Here is a 20040-nt window from a genome sequence, read left to right on the forward strand (position 1 = left end):
ACAGCTCCTTAAACAGCTATCGCAAAAAATAGAGTTTGACCCGCGACCGATAATGGCGATGTCGATGCAGGTAAGAAGCACTTAACCTCAAAGCCGGCCTTAACCAGTTCTTCCTGCCATGCTGTGCTGTCGATAAACACCTGGTCGGTTCCCCCTCTCCGGTCTTCGCTCCCCAGAAGAGGCTCCGATTTTGCGGGAGAAAGAAGAAACTGCATTGCCGTTAACATGGCATGGTTTTCCCGAGTGGATTCGCTAAACAACAGCCAGCCACCGGTGACCAGAGAACGACGAATACGCTGTAAGGTCTGGCCAATATGAGCGGCGTTGTGCAAAACATTGCCAGCCACAACAATGTCGGTGCTGGCTGCAGGGATTGACTGCGCAGTGAAATCCGCATTGATATCGAGCAGGCTGCAACGCAAACCGATGTGATTGCGGAATTTCTTCTGGGCAGCAGTGGTGAAAAGAGGCGATATATCCGTAAAACGATAATTAATCGGCCTGCCAGCCAGAGTATCTAAAATTGCAGCAGTGGTTAGACCCGCTCCACCGCCTAATTCGAGCACTCTTAACATAGGGCCGGGTTTAACAGCCTGTTTTACAATGCTTGCCGCCGCATAATTGAGATAAGTCGTAAACCAGTTGTTCTGGTAGGCGGCCAATGCGGTTAGTATTTCTCCATTCTCGAACAGCAGTTGATTTATGGAGGCTTCATCACGAATCAGTTCAGCCAAATGTGCCAAAAGCTTTTGGTGAGACTGAGCCATTTCCGGGGGAAATCCCAACGCATCGTAGGCCTCCGGTAATTTATCTGCACCAGCTGCACTCTCGGGAATTTGCTCCCAGGAGTAGTAGCCATCACTGAGCTTCAAAAACTCTCGTTCAACCAAGGCCACCAGATAGCGGCGAACCAGCCAGTGATGTCGGCAGGCGGCACCCAGCGTATTAATAATTTCATCACTGCTGCGCCTGGCATTTTCGGCGGTCAACGTGCCGCTGGAAGAAAGCAACTCCATAATCGCCCGCAGGCTGATGAATTCCAGCCTCTGCATTGCAGCAGGCAGTTGCGCCAAACCACTGTCTACCGTCAGCTCAGCGGGTAGAGCTGCCAGCCCAGCCTCATGGGCGGTATTGGCAGTTGGAGGTGTTAGGTTTTTCAAATGGCTCCCTCCTCAAGGTACTCCATATCTTCAATACTTGTTTCCAGGGTGGTTAAAAAACTGAATGCCCCAATCTCCGACATACGCTCCATCGCTGATGCCGGCGGCAATATTTGGGCGCAGTAGTGACAACCCGCTGGGATTTCATCGCGAAGTACAGCCAAAGTGGTAACTGCGGCTACTGCTGCTGTTAGATCGGCATTACCGGTACCCCGCAACGCCGCCGTGCGAGTGCGCTCTTGCCCGCTGTATTTACCGGTAAGCTGCAAAAGCATGACCACATAAGGATGGCGCCCCGCCAGATCCAGCGCACTGGCCCGACACAGCGCTGCCCGCGCTTCGTCGCGGCTCAAACCATGGGCGCTATTAAATGCCGACAAGATATGAGAGCCGGTAATCGCGTTATACCAATCGCCTTCAGAGAGGGATAAGTCCCGGGCCAAACGCTCGCTTTCACTGTTTAAATAGGGGAGAACCGTGGCTGTGTCTGGGAAAAACGGCAGCTCCACATCGGAGCGGCGTTTCAGTACACCGTTCAAACGGCGACCATTACGCCAGGCCGCCAAGGGCTTGCTGTGCTGTTCGTTAGCGTCTTGCAAATAATCATCGGCAGCGACATCGGTAAACCGATCGCGCAGACCGAAATAACTGGTCAGGCTCTCTACCTGCGAAAACTCCTGCTCTGCCAGCCAGCGTGGTAGCAAGCTGCTCAGCCCCGGCTGTAATCCGGCTGATAAAACTGCGATCAATCCACTGCTCTGATAATAGGATGAATCGAGTTGCTTAGAGAGAGCCTCATCACCAGCGACATCGATATAGGCTGCTCCCGCTTGTGCCGCAGCCTTGGCAACCCTGTCGCCAATTAAATGTGAAGGTCCTGCGCAATTGATCAGAACCTTACAACCGGATACAAACTGATCCAGTGAGGCTGTATCCAGGTAGTCCACGGTCTGATAGGAAATAACTGAATTACTGGATAGCGGCTGTTTATGTGCATTGCGACCACCGATACGCAAAGGGCCCACTTCCAGGGACTGTAAATAACCGGTAACGGCTGCGCCCACATCGCCGTAGCCACCTAAAATCGCGATTGTCACAAGCTCACCTCCGTATCGGTCTCAACCAGTTGCCAGCCAGTTGCACGGCTGCGCTGATGCCAAAAATGTGCGTAAAGGCCTTGCTGGGATAACAATTCACGGTGATTTCCAATCTCGGCCACAGTACCTGCATCAAGCACGATGATTTGATCCGCATTCATCACCGTGGACAATTGATGGGCAATCACAATAAGAGTGGAGCCCTGTTGTAACTGCCTCAGGGAGCTGTTCAGGTATTTTTCATTGCGCGGGTCCAGTGCCGCTGTCGCTTCATCCAGCACAACGATCGGTGTGGCTTTTAATAGGGCGCGGGCAATGGAAACCCGCTGGCGTTCGCCGCCGGAAAGTGCAGCACCTCCCTCACCCACCTGGGTCTGCCACCCCTGCGGCAAGCGCTCGATAATCTCATCCACTCCAGCCAGTTTCGCCACACGTTCCAGTTCTTCCTGACTGGCTTCGGGAGAGCTCAAGCGAATATTCGCTTCCAGGGTGTCGCTGAACAGGTACACGTCCTGCATAACGATAGAGACTTGCCGCATCAGGTCTTCTGTACGCAGTTGCCCCACATCCACCCCGCCCACTTTTACCTGGCCCTGATCGGTATCAAAAAAACGCAGCAACAAACGGGTAATAGTGGTTTTACCGGAGCCTGATGCTCCGACTATCGCTGTAGTTGTACCCGGAGAAACCCTAAAGGAAAGATCCTTCAATACTGGTTGCCCCCGCTCGTAGCTAAAATTTACGTTTGAAAATTCAACCCATCCGATCTGCTCGGTAAATGGCTGAGATTTGGATGGCTGAGGTAGCGGCTGCTCAAAAAGAATAGCGGCCAGTCTGCGTAAATCATTACCGGCCATGCGCAGCAGACCACTGCGCCCGGCGAGTTCCGCCAGAGGACCGGTAAATCTGGCCGCCAAAGCTAGCAAAGCCACCAATTCAATAGGGGGAAGTTGTTGATTGAGCGTGAGCCAAACACCCACGGCAATCACTGCGGCAAAGGCGAGTTGCACCATAAATCCACTGGCAAACAAGCGGGGGAAGGTCTGCCGCAACATGGAACCCGCCGCTCCGCTTTGCCCGGCAATCGCCTCTTCCAGTGGGAGATAACCGCTGACATTTTTGCCAAAAGACCTGAGTACCGCTTGGTTGCGGGCAAACTCCACCACCCGGCTACTGGCGCGAGCACCGGCAGCATCCACTTCCGTTTCCATGGCGCCTATCCACTGGGCGGACCAGCGATGGCCAATATAAATCAAGGGCACAAACAACAAAGCGGTCAGCCCCAGTCGCCAGTCAAACCACAACATTGCCACCCCCACTGTCAGCGGAGTGACAACACCGCTGACAGTGGGGGGCAACAGGTGGGCAAAAACGTTAGTCACCATCAAGGTGCCCCCGGTTGCACTGCGGGACAAACGACCGACTTTTTCTGCACTGAACCAACCGAGGGGAAGTTGAGAGAGGTGTTCACCCAAACGATTGTGCAGGGTTTTCAATACCAGGATGGCCAGTGCAGCCCCTTTTACGGTTTGCTGGTAACGAGCAATACAAGCAATCACAACTACCGATAACAGGGAAAGCAACCAGTACCCAACCGCCTCCATCTCAGAGGCCAACAGTGAGCTGAGCAGGGGCACCAGAAGTGTCACCGCGATTCCCTGCAAAACCCCATAGGCGAGAAGCCATACCGCGTAAATGCCAACTTCACGGCGATGCGCGGGTCCGAGAATGGCGAGCAAACTGCGAATCATGATGAGACCCCGCTAATAACCTGAGCCTCACCACTCATTGCTTTTTCACTCTGTTCGGCACTGTTGTACAAACGCCATAGTTCCGCGTAGTGCTTGCTCTCAGCCAACAGTTGTCGGTGACTTCCGCATTCAACCAAGCGGCCGCCGTCCAGGACCGCAATCTGATCGACTTCGGTGATGGTGTGCAGCTTATGGGCAATCACCAGTACCGTGCGATTGCGCACCAGGCAGGACAATGCCTGCTGAATTTGGGCTTCGGATTCCGGATCGGCGTGAGCTGTGGCCTCATCCAAAATCAACACAGGGGCATCTGCTAAAAGCGTCCGCGCGATACTTAAACGCTGCGCTTCTCCACCAGAAAAAAAGGCATCCTTGCCAATAACCGCCTGGTAACCTTGGGGGAAACTTAAAATTTTTTCATGGATGCAGGCACTGCGCGCTGCATCTACCAACTCCTGGTCACTGGCATCCGGGCGCCCAAGGCGCAGGTTATCTGCCACAGTGCCAGCCAATAGCTGAGTCTCTTGAAGTACAAAGCCAACATGTCGATATAAATTGTCCGGATCTATATCACGGACATCGACGTCTCCCAGAAGCACAGCACCTTGGGCCACGTCATAAAAACGGGGAACTAGTTTGGCCAAGGTGGATTTCCCGGCACCGGAGCTCCCCACCAAAGCTGTGATCGAGCCGGGGTGACAGCGCAAAGTAATATCGCTTAATACCGGCCGATCCTGGGTATAGACAAAGCTGACCTGCTTAAAGAGCAGCCCTGCATCTTTGGGCTCTTTGGGTTCAGAGGTAACAGCCAGAGGCTCAACCTCCAACAATTGATCGATCCTGCCTGCGGCAGCTTTGGCTTTTTGCTGGGCGGTCAGCCCCTGACTCAAGGTGAGAATCGTCTGGGGAATCATCACAGCGATCAGCGTTGTTGCGAGAACATCAATCGGCTGAATGCCTGTATTCACCACCAGCCAAGCGCCTCCGGCCAGACTCACCAACATAATGACTGGCACCGACAAGGCCAGGGAGGTTACGGCCTCCAAACGGACAAGCGGTGTAACCCAGCTTGTATAACGGCGACTAAAATCTTCCACGGCCTGTTGGTAATTTCTGTGGGCGCGACCGGTTTGCGAGAAAACCTTGACCACCGCAATGCCGTGGACAAATTCAACAATCGCAGCACTGACCCGGCCAAAGTCCTTATCCAGCTGCTGCATTTTTTCCCCGAAACCACGCATCATCCAGGCGTAGGACACGAGGTAAATTGGCAGGGTAACTACCGCTAACAGGGCCAAGCGCCAGTCGAGCCAGGTTAAGTAACCCAGGCCCGCCAGTGGCAGTACAAACGCAGCGGCCAACTCCACCTGATGGTGCGCAATCATATGGTGAAGATCATCAAGGTCGTCTTGTACCGCTTTGCGCACCGCCCCGGAAGTGTGCTCGCTGTACCAACCCAGGGGCACCTGTCCCAATTTCCGCACCAGGGCCCGCCGCAGTTCCGCCTGCATACGCTGATCCGCAATATGGGTTAACCACAAACCGATTACGGTGCAAATCCAGCCCATCGCCAGCCCGGCAACTATCGCCAACACAACAGGAATAATCGCCTCGGCAATATCACTGATATCCGGCGCAAGGAGCAGGCGAGCCAGCTCAACGATACCGATAAAAGGAATCAGTGAAGTGAGCGCACCACAGGCACCGAGCGCCACCCCCAGCCACACGAGGCCACGAAATGGGCGCATCAGTTCCCGCAGGTCGGACTTTGGCAAAATTTGCTCAGCCATCTATTTGTCCGCTTTACCGCACTGTAGTGGTTTTGCCAAGTGCTCAACTACAGTGGCAACCTGCGGCGGTTCCATAACGCTAAAGTGATTGCCCGGCACATCGATTAACTCAAAATCACCCAGACAAACTTCCTGCCAATAAGGCGCAGCCATATGCCCTACGCCGGCGGTGACACCGAAGGATTGCTCTTCCTGGCAGCGCAAATACGTCATATCGCCAATATAGGGAGGAAGGTCAAAACAGGCGGCGCGCATACTGTGTCGGCACACCCGGAAAAGCCCCGGTATCATCGCGGCTTCGACCGGCACACCCGCTTGGGCAGAGGCCATTTCGGTATAACTGGCCAGGCGCTGTTCCTGAGTGAGTTCAGAGCGTTGTCGCACGGCTTCGGCTACCGCTTCCAGCCCCGCATCACCATTGAGTTCTGCCATCGCACCCGCAGGAACACGACCGTTGTGTTTCTGCATTAAGGTCTCGATCGCGCGGGAAATATCTTCGCTCTCGATATGCTCACCAAATACCGCTTTTACTGGGTCGAGATTTAGGTTGGGGGCAAAAATCGCTTCGAAAGCCAGCTCTTCATCGGTATCGACAAACATTGGGATACTGTCGATCAGGCTCAGGTCAATCACATCGACACCGCGCTCCAGCAATCTCCGCGAAACTTCCGTCGCCAGCAGACCACCCAGGCAGTAACCAATTAACTGGCAGCGCTGGTAGCCCTCGGCAATTATTCGCTGGGCGTAATCGTCGGCGGTGCGTTCGATTAATTCTTTTGCATCGATCGACAAATACTCTTCCGTATTCGCTACCGCAATCCCAAATACTGGACCCAGATCTTGAGCCGCAAGCGCTTTGCCCAAGTGCTGGAAATAATCCAGGGTACCCAGGGCCGCATGGAACATAATCCGTACCGGCGCCCCTTCTTTAGATGCCCCTTTACCCTCGCCTATATGACTGAAAGGAACCATCAAGGAATTGCTGCCCTCGCGGGTAGTGGCAACCAAAGTGTCGCTCTCAGTATCTTCCTGCCCCTCGGCAACAGCATCCGGCTCAACTCTCAGGGCTCTGGCCAATGCAGCAACCGTTGGTCCGTTGAGCATGTGGCGCAACAAGGCGTCGTAAGTGAAAGGTTTCGCTTCCGGAATTTCTTCCAGCAATCGCCCTGCAACCCGCGCCATAATCAGCGAATCACCACCGAGATCGAAAAAGCTATCCTGGCGGCCGACATTATCGAGACCCAACGCATTCGCCCAGAGTTTGCACAGGGCAGTTTCCAGTGGGTCCATTTGCTCTGAGTTCGCAGCCTCTTGCGTATCCCCCGTTGCTGGACGCCAACCAGCCAGCTTTTTGCGATCGATCTTGCCATTAGCGGTGAGCGGTAGCTGATCGAGAACTTGCAAATGTGCGGGCACCATATGTGCGGGCAACCGATTCGCTAAAAAGTCCCGCAGTGTCCTGGCACTCAAATCCTGTCTGTCAGTTTTCATCTGCGCGGCCAGTAGATTCATGCCGAAGGCAGACAAAGGATGGTCATCTTCAGGCAGGGAAAGAATCTGTCCGGCTCCATTGGCTTTCAACAGCGACTGCCATTTCCCGATAGAAAGGAACTTGGTCGCACCACAAGCGCGATCATCACCCGCCGGGTCCATCATAAAGCCCTGGGTAAGTAAGATATGGGCGTGATCCACCGTTGGCTCAGTCAGGATTAACCAGCCTCCGGGTGCCAGTAACTCCACAACATTGGCAATAGCCGCCTCTGGATCTCGGGTGCTGTTGAGCATACCTGCACATAAAATGACATCTGCGCTATTAGGAGCCAAACCCTGGGCGCGATAGTCGGTATTGAGATCCATTAATCCAAAGCGCACCCAAGGCCACTCTTTAAATTGGCGGCGAGCCTCAGTCAGGAAAAATGCGGTCATGTCAGTGAATAGATAATCGACGTCATATCCATCCAACATAGGAATAACAGAAGCACTGGTAGCCCCTGTGCCCGCACCCAGCTCAAGAACCCTTAACCCTCTATCGCTCTGGGCGGCAATACGGTTAATTAATGCGGCAGCGGCGGCATTGTTATAGCGGGCGATAAGATCATCTCGATAGAGAGCCAAAGCCACCTGCTGGTCGCCTTGGGGGAACAACAACTCAAATGGGTTTTGTTGATTCGCTAATAACTGCGGTAATAACTCGATATGATCCCGGTGATATTGCAGGAATTCCCGATTACAAAAGCCGCTTTCAATCCCCTGCTCAACTCGCTTCCACACAGCATCAACTGCGGAAGCATCAACTTCTTGGGTTCGCGTGTATTTTTCCTCAGTACTGGAGCTGGCAGTGGATAAGCTGAGCAGCTTTGCGTTAACGAGAAGGTCCAACCAACGACGCACTAACCAGTGATGCTTTTCATGTACTTTGGCTAAGGAGAGAACTTCTTCTGAACTATATCCCTGCCCACAATTTGTAAACGCCCCTAATTCCACCAGACCGTGAAGTATCGATAACAGGGATGCATTTTCAAGTGCCTGCACATAATCGCCGACACTGACAGCTTCTGGCTCACCAGCCTGATAGTGCGCAAACTGACGCACTGAATTCACCAGCTCGGGATCAATAGTCGCCGGTTCTGCATCATCTAAGCGACGGCTTTCCACAAAACCCAACAGATTTAAATCCGCTCGCGAGTCTCCCTCTTTCTTTTCAATCACCGTCGCCGCTGTTGACACTGCGGGGTGGGCCAGCAATGCAGACTCCACTTCTCCCAGCTCAATACGGTGTCCGCGAATTTTTACCTGTCCGTCTTCACGGCCCAGGAATTCGAGTTCACCACCGGGTAAATAGCGGCCCAAGTCACCAGTGCGGTAAAGGCGCTGGCCATCCGTCGGGTGATAGAAGAATTTCTGTTCAGAGAGGGCCGCATCACCGAGGTAACCATCGGCCAATCCGAGGCCAGTAATCATCAGCTCACCCGCTACCCACACAGGGGCATCGCGCAATTGGCTATCCAATACCCTGAAGCCCTGGTTCGTCAGCGGCACGCCATAGGGAATACTGGTCCAAGCAGAGTCGACCCGATCAATACGGTGATAATTGGACCAAATCGCAGCTTCTGTAGCCCCACCCATACCGATCAGGTCGAGTGCTGGCACATGGCGCCGGATATGTTCCGGTAAAGTAACCGGAATCCAGTCTCCCGACAGCATTGCCAATCGCCAATCAGACAATGGACGAGGTTCTGTATCCAAATAGGTAGCCAGCATTTGTAACTGCGCAGGAACAGAGTTCCACAATGTCACCCGGTGCTCATCCATGACCTCCGCCCAGTGCGAAGGGTCTGCGCCACGGGCCGGATCGGTCAATACCAAAGTCGCACCCACTGCCAAGGGGCCGAAAATATCGTAGACCGACAAATCAAAACTGAGTTGAGCCAAACCCAAGATACGATCGCTCGAGCCCACCTCGAAACGGCGATTAATATCCAGCACCGTATTCAAAGCGGCCCGATGATTAATCATCACCCCTTTGGGATCGCCGGTAGAACCGGACGTATAGATAACGTAAGCGAGCTGCTCCGGGTCGCCGTTGCTGGCCACCGGAATTTCAGTTTCAGGAGCTAGGCTATCGACACTGATCACCTGCACTTCTGACGGCCACTTAATTTGGTTGGCGAGGTCACTGAGTGTCAGGACATATTCCGCCTCTGCACTGAGCAACAATTTATTGAGGCGTATTTCCGGTTGTGCCGCGTCCAGTGGCAAATAGATACCACCAGCCAGGAGCACACCGAGGGTCGCCGCTATCTGCTCTCGCCCTTTGGGCATTGCAATGGCTACGCGACCACCCAGCTGGAAACCTTCTTTTCTCAGCGATTTGGCGATACCCGCCGCTTTTTTCGCTAGATCCCCATAACTCACACTGCCATTGCTATCAATAATGGCAGTAGCTTCCGGCGTTGCCGCTGCCTGGGCAAATACGCCCTGGTGCAATAACTCTGAAGGAACTGGTCCATCGGTTTGATTGACCTGATGCCTCTCCTGTTGCTGCCACTCGGGTAAAGAAACTGGAGATTTACTAAGCCATTGCCCGTCGCCGCCAGCGGCAAGCTCATTCAATAAGCCGGTAAAGACCGCGAACATATCCTCCACCAGGCCCGATGGAAAAACACCCTGGCGCACGTCCCAGTTAATTTCCAGACCATCGGCATCGTCCCTTACCTGGCAATCCAGGGTGACTTGCGGTGTCTGGGTAATTCCCCTGCCGGACTTTCTACCGCTAGCGGGTTTTTCGGTATCTCCCAGACCAATAGCACTGGTAAATACCACCGGCATCAATGCGGCCTCGGGTCCTCGCGCACGTGACATTTCCCGCAGTACTTCCACACCGGAGAACAAGCGGTGATCAATATCACTGAACAACTGTTCGCCAATGCCTGCCGCCCAATCGCGAAAGGTTTTTCCATTGGAATCACCAATCGCCAACACACTGACCGAAGTAAAATCACCAATCAGCTGGTTAACCTGAGGGTGTAAGGGCAATCGATTCAATAATGTAAGACTCAGGCTGAAGCGTGGCTGACGACTCCAACGCTGCAATACCGCGGCGTAGGCAGCCAGTACGGCAACTGATGCGGTCAGTCCAGCAGCACCAGCTCGCTGCTTCAGTTTCTGCCAATGGGTAATATCCAGGCGGTAGTGATGGCGATTAAAGCGCACAGATTCGACTTCTGAGGCTGGCGGCAAAACCGGTAACTCAGGTGCAGGCGGCAATTGCTCAAGGCGATCCAACCAATAGCGACGATCATTTTGGTAACCCTGGCTATCCAATAAACTTCGTTCGGCCAGTAGGTAATCACGAAAATCAATTTCCATTGGCGGCAGGGCTGCACCGGGGTGAGACAGCAGGAGATCGAGCTCATTAAATAAAATGCCTGCACTGGCCCAGTCTGCGATCAGTGCATCCATAGAGAAATGCACTATATGGCCCTTATCTGTGCGGCTATGGCGCAGCTCGAACATGGGCCACTCACCAATGGGGTAGTTGCGGTGGCCCAGTTCATCTCTCACCGATTCCAAGGCAAGCTCCAGGGCGTCCTCGTCCAAACCGGTAAGGTCTTGGCTTTTCATTTCGTAGTGCGGCACTTGGGGGAGAACCCGCTGGTATCCCTCCTGCTCGATAACCGCCCGCAACATCGGGTGACGTTCAATGAGTTGGTTCCAGGCTTCCTGTAAACCTTTTGGATTTAATCCCGGGTACTCCAGCTCCAGGTAACCGTGACAAGCAACGCCGCCGTAGCCAAATGCATTTTGTCGACCCAACAGGTAGGCGGTCTGCACATCGCTTAAAGGGAATGGTTCATGCCGATTTTCCCTATCGGCCTCAACCACCACTCCCAGATCCTGGTCGTTGCCAGCGGCTGTTTGAGCAGCGCTCAGTATTTCGATAATTTGTAACTTGTGTTCCCGCAGCCTCTGCTTGTGCTGCTCCGACAGCAGGCCTTTGGCCGCGCGAAAGCGCAGTTGTTCAGACTCGGTCCAGAGTTCCACCCCAAGCCCTTGTAATTCGTCGATCAGTTCCATAGCCGTCATGGGGTTAAAACTCCGTCCAATCGCTGAAAAATAAAATTGCCAACAAGCTCATATCACACCCTCTTCCACCGTACCGGGATCAACATCCACTAGCGGTTTCATTGCACTTAGGGCACCGGCAACATCTGCCAGTCTCGGAGAGGCGAATAAACGTCTGAGGGGAAGCAGCAAGCGGTGTTGCTGTTTTAAGCGGTCGATAAACCGGGTGGCCAATAAACTATCGCCACCCAATTCAAAGAAATTTTGATCGCGGTTTATCGCTGGCAGGTTAAGAAGTTCCTGCCAGATCAGTGCGACCAGGCGCTCGTTATCTGTTGCCAGCTCAGCCGCTTTTTCCTGTTGCGGTTTTTCCACCGCATGCACGAGCTTTAATACTGAAGCCCGATCCAATTTGCCGTTTGCACTCAAGGGCATTTCCGGCAAGGTCACAATGAAATCCGGGACCATATAAGACGGAAGATGGTGGCGAAGGTACTCGCGCAAGTCATCAGTACTAAAAGTTGGTGGGCATTCGGGTGCGAGCACAACGGCAGCGACCAGCTGTTGTTCTTCTGTGGTTAGCACCAGCGCGCGCTGCACAAACATCTGACGATTAAATACGGTTTCGATTTCACCCAGCTCTATGCGATGGCCACGGACCTTCACCTGGCTATCGGCGCGCCCCAAAAATTCCAAGCATCCATTCGGCCAGTAGCGTCCAAGATCCCCTGTGCGATACCAGCGCTCACCATCGACCGTAACAAAGCGCGCTTCGGTCAACTCGGGAGCCGCGCGATAGCCCATGGCGACACCATCACCACCGATCCACAGCTCACCCGTTGTCCAGTCAGGGCAGTCGCGCCCCTGGGCATCCACCACCCTGAATTTCTGGTTAGCCAGGGGGTATCCGTACGGGATCGAGTGCCAGCTTGGGGCAACGTCTATAACTTCAAAACTGTTGGACCAAATAGAAGCTTCCGTGGCGCCACCCAGTGCGATAAAACGGCATTCGGGCTGTACTTGTTTTAAGCGCTGGGGTAAATCCAGGCCAATCCAATCGCCGGAATTTAATACCAAACGCAATTTGCCAGGCGGTGTACCTGCACCGACAGTGAGTAACATATCCAGTAGCGCCGGTACCGTATTCCAGATGGTGATGCCGTAGTGACATACCCGTTGATGCCAGCACTCGGCATCCCGCCGGTCCTCTTCATCAATCAATACCAGCGCACCACCGACAGATAGCAGTCCGAAAATATCGAAAACAGAGAGGTCAAAATCCAGGGCTGAAATGGCCAGTACACGATCATTTTCATCAACAGAGAAACGTTCGTTGATATCCGCAATGGTATTCCAGGCGGCACTGTGACTGACTTCGACGCCCTTGGGTTCGCCCGTGGAGCCGGAAGTGAAAATGATATAAGCCAGTTGCTCAGGTTCTGTTGCAATAGGCTCAGAAATCGGTTCACCAATAGGAGTGAACTGTTCGGCCTGATGAATTGCACTTTGGTCGAGTACCACTTTTACATCGGCACGGCGCAACATTGACTCGCGCCTGGCCTTCGGTTGATCGATACCAACAGGCAAATAAGCAGCTCCCGCTGCGAGTACCCCCAAAACAGCGGCAATCTGGTCGGGTCCTTTCGGCAGGTTAACGGCCACCACCTCGGCAGATGAAACCTGACTTTCCAATAACCAGGCAGCGATACGCAAAGCACGCTCTGCCAGGACGCCATAACTCAGGGAATTATCGTCACCCCAATATAAGGCGATATTGTCGGGATTCGCTTTTGCTTGCTGGAAAAATCGCTGCGACAAATTATCTGTTGGGTCAATTGCGGTACGCTTTTCAAGCTGGGTTCTCAATTCCCGTTGAGACTTGGGTAATAAATCAGGCGGTGTGGAATCCCATTCAGCGTCACCCGTCCATTGGAGCAAGCCGATATAGGCCTGGAACATTTCCGCGCACATCCCCTCAGGGAAAAGCGCTTCGACCACATCCCAATTTAAGAAAACGCCTCCCTCGACTTCGACCACCTGGTGATCCAACCAGACTTGCGGCGTTTGTGTCAGGGCCCAGATGGGTTCCCGCAGAGGCCCATCCTCCGGTGCCGCTGTGCCACCGGGAATACCCAGTGCACTGGTGAAGACCACGGGCATTGTGGCTTCCGCGTCGCTCTGTCGGCGGGCTAATTCCCGCATCAGGCTAACACTGGAAATATCGCGATGTTCCAGGGCCGCGCCAACTTCCCCTTGTATTTTTTTCGCTCGCACCAACCAGCTGTCACCGGCCTCAGGTCGGTAACCCACCAGGGTCAGGGAGGTGAAATCCCCCATTACCCGATAGATATCTGGATGAACTTCACGGCGATCAAACAGGGTAAGGTTCAAACTCAGGTCAGGGCGACTGCTCCAACGACTAAGCACCTCGGCAAAAGCTGTTAGAAGCAGACTTGATGGAGTGATTCCCTGCTCAGCCGCGCGCGCAACCAGGTTTTGCCAGGTCCGCTTATCAATATGCTGTTGATGGCGCACAAAGTGCGGGCGCTCAATGGATGCCGGCTCCCGCACTATGGGCAGCTGAGGCGCGGGAGGCAGCTCCGATAATTTGTGTTGCCAAAATGTTTTTGCGGCAGCCAGGGGACCTTCGGCAAGATCACTATCAAATACTGCGGTAGTTTGCGGCAATACATTGCGCACATAGTCGCGGAAAGAGAGTTCGATAGAAGGTAGATGGGTTTCAGGGCTTTGATAAAGAATATTTAACTCACGATAAAACAGCAGAATACTGAAGGCATCGAGAATCAAATTATCCAAACCGATAGCCAATCGGGTATTGCGCCCACAGCGCACAGCACGGACATCAAACAGTGGCCACCGGCTGGGCTCAAACACCTGCTCAGCGCACTCCTGTCGCAGTTGAGCAAAAGCAGAAGCTGGATCGCGGTCTACCTCTGTAACATCAATGGAAAATCTCGGCACATCGGCAAGGATGCGCTGACGACCTTCACTGTCGAATACAGCCCGCAGCATTTCATGGCGGGCAATCATCGCATTTAGTGCAGACTCCAAACGCTCCAGATCGAGATCAACAACGTCGTATTCGCGATAAAAATGACAACCGATACCACCCAAAACAAATTCCGGGTCCCTTCCCAGCCAATAGGCCCGCTGGACATCGGTAGGTTCAAAAGCGGCGTACCGATTGGCCTTATCCGATTGCCAGGGTGTAACAGTAATTTCGGTAGTGTCTTTATTTCGCTGTGGGTTCTCAGTTGGATCTTGAACTAATGTCGCAGCAAAGTCGGCCAAGCTGGGCTGGCTAAATAATTCCGACAGTGTGACACCTTCAAAGCCAGACTCGCGCAGATCTCGCACAACACGGGTTGCTAACAGGGAGTCACCTCCAAGTGCGAAGAAGTTATCGTCCCGGGCTATATCATTAACATCGAGGAATTTGCACCAGGCGGCAGCCACCTGCTGCTCTAATTTACCTTGCGGTGGGTTCTGCTTTGTCTGGTACTGCGACAGGGATTCATCGGCAAACTGCTGTAAACCGCCGCGATCAACTTTGCCATTGGCGGTAAGCGGTATTTCAGTGAGACACCAAAGCTCACTGGGCAACATGGCGCTGGTCAATCGTTGACTCAGGAACTCCCGCAAATCGTTCAAAGGTTCCTGCAACTGCTGCAAATCAACAAAGCACTTTTCTGGATTTATATTCCCTTGCGATAATTTGGATTCCAGAACGACAACCGCAACCACACCTCGCTGAGTCAGCAGTGCGACCGCTTGCGCAATCCCTTTGTGCGCAGTCAGTGCCGCTTCAATCTCGCCGAGTTCAATGCGGTGTCCGCGCACCTTGACCTGATTATCGGCGCGGCCCAAAAACTCCAGGCACCCGTTCGGCCAATAGCGGCCCAAGTCTCCGGTGCGGTACCAGCGCTCGCCTTCGTCTGTCACAAAACGGGCTGCGGTGATATCGGGAGCACCGCGATACCCCAAAGCAACGCCAGCACCACCGATCCATAACTCCCCTGTCACCCAGTCAGGGCAATCACGCCCCTGGGCATCCACCACTCTGAATTGCTGGTTGGCCAAAGGGTAACCATAGGGAATAGATCGCCAAGAGGAATCAACTTCTTTGACTTCAAAATTGTTCGACCAAATAGAAGCTTCGGTGGCCCCGCCCAAAGCGATAAAGCGGCAACCTGGGTTTACGCGCTTTAATCGTTCCGGCAGGTCAAGGCTGATCCAGTCGCCAGAATTTAATACCAGGCGCAGCTCCCCAGCTGGGGTATTACCACCCGTGGTCAGCAGCATATCCAAAAGCGCCGGCACCGTATTCCACACAGTAACGCCATGCTGGCACACCAGCTGATGCCAGCGCTCAGCATCCCGCCGGGATTCCTCTTCAACCAATACCAATGCACCGCCGGCGGACAAGAGCCCAAAAATATCGTAAACGGAAAGGTCGAAATCCAATGCTGATACGGCGAGCACTCGATCATTTTCGTTAACCGAAAAGCGCGTGTTAATGTCCGCTATTGTGTTCCAGGCACTCCCGTGACTAATTTCTACGCCCTTGGGTTCACCGGTAGAGCCGGAGGTGAAAATGGTATAGGCGAGACCTTTGGCCTCTCCCACGACAGGCTTGGATAAAGGCGCGACACCGGAGAGCACAGACAAGTTATCTATAACCAGCTTGGCTCCAGCAAGCTTTATCACGCGCTCTCTACGTAGCGGTGGCTGGTCTATACCCAGCGGCAGATATGCCGCTCCTGCCGCTAATACGCCCAAGGCTGCAATAATCTGCTCCGGTCCCTTGGGTAATAAAATACCGACCAAATCACCGGGCTCAACGCCTTGAAGCTGTAAATACGCGGCCATCGCCAAAGCACTGTGGGCCAACTCCCCGTAACGGATTTGATCACCGCTCCAATAGAGAGCCACTGCTTCTGGGCAGTTTTTGGCATTGCTAAAAAAATGTTCGTGTAATTGGTGAGGCTGGTATGGCTTGGCTGTGGAATTTACCTGCTGGCGCTGCTGCTTTTGTTCCGCTGGCAGCAGCGATGGTATCGGCTGGGCCCAGAATTCCGGGCTGCCGATCAGGCATTCCAGTAACTGCGTAAAGGCGGCAAACATGCCATCCAGGACGCCGGGAGCAAAAGCAGCTTCCCGCGCATCCCAGTTTACGGACAGGCCACCTTTGAGTTCCATAACCTGTACGTCCAGCCACACTTGTGGCCCTTGGGAGATAATCCAATTGACATCTCCAAAGGCACTCCGAACTGACTCGCCAAATAATTCTCCCAACCCAAGCGCACTGGTAAAAACAACCGGCGCAAACACCGTTTGTCCCTGTTGCCTGCTGAGGTCACGCAGCACCTCTACGCCGGAATAACTCCCGTGCGCTACATCCTGACGGAAGTTGTGTTGTAAACGCTGTGCACGCTCAACAAAGGTTCCACTCTGGCTGCCCTGCCAGGCAAGCAAGATCGAAGAAGTAAAGTCTCCTACCAGAGAGTTGACATCCCGGTGCAGGGATTCCCGGTCGAACAGGGGGAGATTCAGCAGGAAATCTGACTCTTCGCTATAGGCCGTAAGCACTTCCGCAAGCGCCGCTGCCAAGGTCATGGATAAAGTAATACCGTGACGACTCGCAAATTCCGCTAGCTGGTTTTTCCGATCAGCAGACAGACTATAGTGGCGACGAACAACGCGACGAGTGTCTTTAGACTCAATACCTATTGCAGTGGGTAATTGAGGAGCACCAGTCAAATCTGCCAGGCGATCCTGCCAGTGTTCTTTGGCCTGCTGCTTCTCAGCTCGGCGCTCTTCCTTTGAGTGAAGAGCGCTGCGGTCAGCCTGGTAGCGCGGATAACTGTAATTAAGCGGAACCAGAGACTGTTCTGGTTCCAGGTAGAGCTTGGCCAAGTCATTCAGTAACACGCGCAGACTAAAGGCATCTGCAGCTACCATATCCAGATTAATATGTAGGCGTGTGCCGCCAGCTTTTAATTCAGCAGGTAACATTGAGAGCTGTACATCAAAAACCTCGCCCTGCGATATATCCAGCTGCCGATGGGAGAGTTGCTCCCTAACAGCGATAAGACTCTGCTTCGCTTCTGCGGCAGCCTGATGCCTGAAATCATGAACCTTTAAACCGGGCCAGCTCACTTCTGCGGGAATCTGCTGTCGACCATCATCGAGGATTTGAACACGCAGCATCCCATGCCGCTCGAATAGGGAGCGCACAGCCTGTTCCAATCGATCAGGTACTACATCCTGACCATCAAACTCATGATAAAAATGTGCGGCAACGCCCCCTAAATATTGATTCGGGTCTCGTCCAATCCAATAGGCATGTTGCATCGGTGCCAAATCAAAGGGAGTGCCTTCATCAAAGGCTCCCGGCACAGATAAATGTTCACTGGTACTTTCTTCAGTTCCAGTAGCCAACTGAGGTAGAGAAAGCCAGGCTTCCAATTGAGGCACTGCAATAAGATCAGCAAATTTTACTTTGATCTTTTTCTGCCTTAATTGACCAGCTATCTTCATGATTTGTACTGAGTTGAGCCCCAGTGCAATTAAGTCAGCCTGCGGATGAATACCATTAATATCGGCATCAATAGCCTGACAAACTAAATCCTTTAACAAGCTGGCCGGGCTGATTGGCTCTAATTTATTCTGCGGCTTCGGCGACAAGAGATACGCTCCTTATTGCGTCTCGGATAACACGCATTTTGATGCAACTTTCACGATACTCGTGGGTAGGAAGGGAAGCCTCAACCAGGCCGCAACCGGCAAATAGTGTTACCGTGCCCGGAGTAATAAGTGCAGAACGCAGTGCAACAGCAAACTCCCCTTCCCCCTCGGCATTGAGCCAACCAACAGGTCCGGCATACCAACCGCGATCCAGGCCTTCATTTTCACGGATATACTTCAGTGCTTTTTTCCTCGGCAGGCCTCCCACCGCAGCACTGGGGTGTAAATCCGATAAGATATCCAACAGATTTACGCCATCTTTCACCAAGCCCTCTAGAGGCGTCAGCAAATGCTGAATTTGTTTTAATTTACAGAGTTGGGGCGGTTCTGGTTCCGCTACGCTGTGGCAGTATTTGCGCAAAATAGAAAGGAGATGTTGGACAACCAGGTCGTGTTCAAATCGGTCCTTATCGCTGTCAAGCAGAGATATCCCCAATTTATAATCAATTGCCGGATCTTTTCCCCGAGGTGCGCTACCGGCCAAAGCCACTGTGCTAATACGCCCGTCTTTACCAGCCGCTAAGCGCTCAGGCGAAGCCCCAAGAAAGCAACTTTTTCCGCGGGAAAAGGCAAATAAATAGGCATCGGGGTAAGATTCTTGTAAATATCCGAGAATACTTCCCGGGCAGCAATCCGCGCTCAGTGATTCAGAACGAGCGAGAACTACTTTTTGAAATTCGTTGCGCTTGATTGATTCGACCGCGCCTACTACACGCTGCTGCCAAGCCATTTGGCCTGCATAATTTTGGCTAAAATCAGACTCCATCGAAAACAAATTGTCATTCGCAGAAAGGTCAGAGCTACGAGACAAAATATGCTGCCACCGCGCCTTCAGCCGCTCCGCAGTCTGATTGCATTTTGTTTGATCGGTAACGATAAAATTCATTACCAGATAACTGCGATCCCCTTCACAGTAAAGGGCCAACTCGGGCAACGTAAGCGCCCCTGCGGGAAAGTCTTGCCACAAGGATGAGGAATCTTTTTGGCTATCAAAAGCAAACCCACCACACAAAACCGGCCGATGCCCCCCGCTTACCACAGCGGAGGACATCAATTTTTGCCAATTGGCTTGGATTTCAGACCAAGATTCCCCTGGGGCACAACTAAATTCACAGGCAGAGCCAAAGGTCACAGCATATTCATCTCTAGAGGGCACACCCCACAGAGACGCGAACCTTTCATGCTGATAGCCGGAGGCAAACAACCCTATTGGGTTGCGTCTATGACATGGAGATGAAAACGATGCCAGAACCTCTGGCTGTCCCTGGCTTACCCTGGACTTGGCTTCCTGCAAACAGGCTTCCAGGCCAGCATATTTAGAGCGGCCCTTCATACATCTTCCTCAACTGGCAAGCCGCGCTCAGCGCGCCAATGCAGCTTTTGCTGAGTGATAAACCAGCGAATAATCCCGGTAAAAAGCTGCTCTATATAATCTGCGGAAAGTTGTTCTTTCTCAGCCCAACGACGGCGGTCAATCAACATCTCCGCAACCCGGTCTGGAGCAGGAATACTCGTTTCATCCGGCTTGAACTGGGCTGCTGACAAAACATACCCCATACGCCGCTGCAACAGCCTGATGATCTCACGATCAATGGAATCGATACCTTGGCGGATCTCATTCAGATTTTCACACTCCATTGGTAGCTTCGTTGCTTGCATAGAAACTCCATCACCTAAGCTGTTCATCTTCCCATCGATAATGAAACGTTATAACATATCATTTTCGAAATCAACGGGATGTTTGTTTTGGATTTGGGCGTCAGGGTGGAGAGAGTGTGTGCTACTTGTTACTAAAGAGAAATAATTCGAACATCATCAAAAATAATGATCCCGGATTAATCGAGGCAGAGATCCGCTATCTATTGAACGATGGAGAATATAGGGCCGCTCAACAGCCCTATTCTCCCGA

General features: G+C 53.0%; 8 protein-coding genes. All 8 read right to left on the reverse strand.

Features of this window, described 5'->3' with window-relative positions; genetic code table 11:
• Nucleotides 1–8: 8 nt before the first annotated feature.
• Genes ACJJIN_RS06585 through ACJJIN_RS06620 form a run of 8 tightly spaced genes read right to left on the reverse strand, consistent with a single transcriptional unit; the run spans nucleotide 9 to nucleotide 19790 of the window.
• A complete protein-coding gene (locus ACJJIN_RS06585; RefSeq protein ID WP_444897396.1) occupies nucleotides 9–1160 on the reverse strand; it encodes a class I SAM-dependent methyltransferase in 1152 nt (383 codons plus the stop codon).
• Nucleotides 1157–2257 carry a saccharopine dehydrogenase NADP-binding domain-containing protein gene (locus ACJJIN_RS06590; RefSeq protein ID WP_444897397.1) on the reverse strand — a complete coding sequence of 367 codons (1101 nt, stop codon included), beginning with the start codon at nucleotides 2255–2257 and terminating at the stop codon, nucleotides 1157–1159. Before ACJJIN_RS06590 ends, ACJJIN_RS06585 begins: the two co-directional genes overlap by 4 nt.
• Nucleotides 2254–4008, reverse strand: coding sequence for an ABC transporter ATP-binding protein (locus ACJJIN_RS06595; protein WP_444897398.1), 1755 nt, complete (start codon nucleotides 4006–4008; stop codon nucleotides 2254–2256). The genes ACJJIN_RS06590 and ACJJIN_RS06595 overlap by 4 nt, the downstream gene beginning before the upstream one ends.
• Nucleotides 4005–5798, reverse strand: a complete 1794-nt coding sequence (locus ACJJIN_RS06600) for an ABC transporter ATP-binding protein (RefSeq protein WP_444897399.1) — start codon at nucleotides 5796–5798, stop codon at nucleotides 4005–4007. Before ACJJIN_RS06600 ends, ACJJIN_RS06595 begins: the two co-directional genes overlap by 4 nt.
• Nucleotides 5799–11384 (reverse strand): non-ribosomal peptide synthetase, encoded by a 5586-nt coding sequence (locus ACJJIN_RS06605; protein ID WP_444897400.1) that lies wholly within the window; start codon nucleotides 11382–11384, stop codon nucleotides 5799–5801.
• Nucleotides 11385–11432: 48 nt separating this feature from the next.
• Nucleotides 11433–18071, reverse strand: a complete 6639-nt coding sequence (locus ACJJIN_RS06610) for a non-ribosomal peptide synthetase (RefSeq protein ID WP_444897401.1) — start codon at nucleotides 18069–18071, stop codon at nucleotides 11433–11435.
• Nucleotides 18049–19464, reverse strand: coding sequence for an isochorismate synthase (locus ACJJIN_RS06615; protein WP_444897402.1), 1416 nt, complete (start codon nucleotides 19462–19464; stop codon nucleotides 18049–18051). Before ACJJIN_RS06615 ends, ACJJIN_RS06610 begins: the two co-directional genes overlap by 23 nt.
• Nucleotides 19461–19790, reverse strand: coding sequence for an isochorismate lyase (locus tag ACJJIN_RS06620; RefSeq protein ID WP_444897403.1), 330 nt, complete (start codon nucleotides 19788–19790; stop codon nucleotides 19461–19463). The genes ACJJIN_RS06615 and ACJJIN_RS06620 overlap by 4 nt, the downstream gene beginning before the upstream one ends.
• Between the last annotated feature and the right edge of the window lie 250 nt (nucleotides 19791–20040).

This window comes from Microbulbifer maximicatervae (SeqCode) (assembly GCF_052467505.1).

What these genes read in the sequence shown, in the direction of transcription:
- ACJJIN_RS06595 (WP_444897398.1), bottom strand. Translation starts at nt 4,008, where the DNA reads ATGATTCGCAGTTTGCTCGCCATTCTCGGACCCGCGCATCGCCGTGAA.
- ACJJIN_RS06600 (WP_444897399.1), bottom strand. Translation starts at nt 5,798, where the DNA reads ATGGCTGAGCAAATTTTGCCAAAGTCCGACCTGCGGGAACTGATGCGC.
- ACJJIN_RS06605 (WP_444897400.1), bottom strand. Translation starts at nt 11,384, where the DNA reads ATGACGGCTATGGAACTGATCGACGAATTACAAGGGCTTGGGGTGGAA.
- ACJJIN_RS06615 (WP_444897402.1), bottom strand. Translation starts at nt 19,464, where the DNA reads ATGAAGGGCCGCTCTAAATATGCTGGCCTGGAAGCCTGTTTGCAGGAA.
- ACJJIN_RS06620 (WP_444897403.1), bottom strand. Translation starts at nt 19,790, where the DNA reads ATGCAAGCAACGAAGCTACCAATGGAGTGTGAAAATCTGAATGAGATC.